2 protein-coding genes are annotated in these 1018 nt (G+C 55.0%); both read right to left on the bottom strand.

Annotated features, from left to right (window positions below; all coding sequences use genetic code 11):
• A partial coding sequence (locus tag R7Z41_RS24570; protein ID WP_318141714.1) for an alcohol dehydrogenase catalytic domain-containing protein occupies nucleotides 1-206 on the bottom strand: 206 nt, incomplete at its 3' end.
• A 9-nt stretch (nucleotides 207-215) separates the two neighbouring features.
• Nucleotides 216-1018, bottom strand: an 803-nt coding sequence (kbl, locus tag R7Z41_RS24565) for a glycine C-acetyltransferase (RefSeq protein WP_318141713.1), incomplete at its 5' end; no start/stop codon positions are given.

Here is a 1018-nt window from a genome sequence, read left to right as displayed (position 1 = left end):
ACTTCACCGACATATTCATGGCCCACGACCATCGGCACCGGGATGGTTTTTTGCGACCACTCATCCCAGTTATAGATGTGAACGTCAGTCCCGCAGATGGCTGTTTTACGGATTTTAATCAGCAGATCGTTATGCCCGAGTTCCGGTGCAGGAACGTCGGTCCTCCAGATGCCCTCTTCCGCTTTCAGTTTGGATAACGCTTTCATCTCACATCCTCAGGCGATAACGCCCAGTTGTTTACCAATACGCGTGAATGCTTCTACTGCACGCGTAATTTGCTCAGGGGTATGCGCCGCAGACATCTGGGTACGAATACGCGCCTGACCTTTCGGAACGACCGGATAGAAGAAACCGGTGACGTAAATGCCCTCTTTTTGCAGCTCACGGGCAAATTTCTGCGCCACTACTGCATCGCCAAGCATGACCGGAATAATGGCATGATCGGCTCCCGCCAGGGTAAAGCCCGCCGCCGACATTTGCTCACGGAACTGACGCGCGTTCGCCCACAGACGGTCACGCAGCTCGCTACCCACTTCGACCATCTCCAGCACTTTGATGGATGCGGCAACAATGGCCGGTGCCAGCGAGTTGGAGAACAGGTACGGACGAGAACGCTGGCGCAGCCACTCAACCACTTCTTTGCGCGCCGCGGTATAACCACCAGAAGCCCCGCCCAGCGCTTTACCAAGCGTACCGGTGATAATATCGACCCGGCCCATCACATCGCAGTATTCATGGGAACCACGACCATTTTCACCGACAAAACCGACCGCGTGGGAGTCGTCTACCATCACCAGGGCATCGTATTTATCTGCCAGATCGCAAACGCCCTTCAGGTTGGCAATCACGCCGTCCATCGAGAACACACCATCGGTGGCAATCAGCACATGACGCGCACCGGCTTCACGCGCTTCTTTCAGACGTGCTTCCAGCTCCTGCATATCGTTGTTGGCATAGCGATAGCGTTTAGCTTTGCACAGACGCACACCATCAATAATAGACGCGTGGTTCAGTGCGT

Origin of the sequence: Vibrio sp. 1457 (genome assembly GCF_033340195.1) — a bacterium.
Lineage (GTDB): Bacteria > Pseudomonadota > Gammaproteobacteria > Enterobacterales > Vibrionaceae > Vibrio > Vibrio alginolyticus.
Note: the sequence above shows the minus strand (reverse complement) of the source record. Positions and strands in the feature narration are given on the sequence as shown.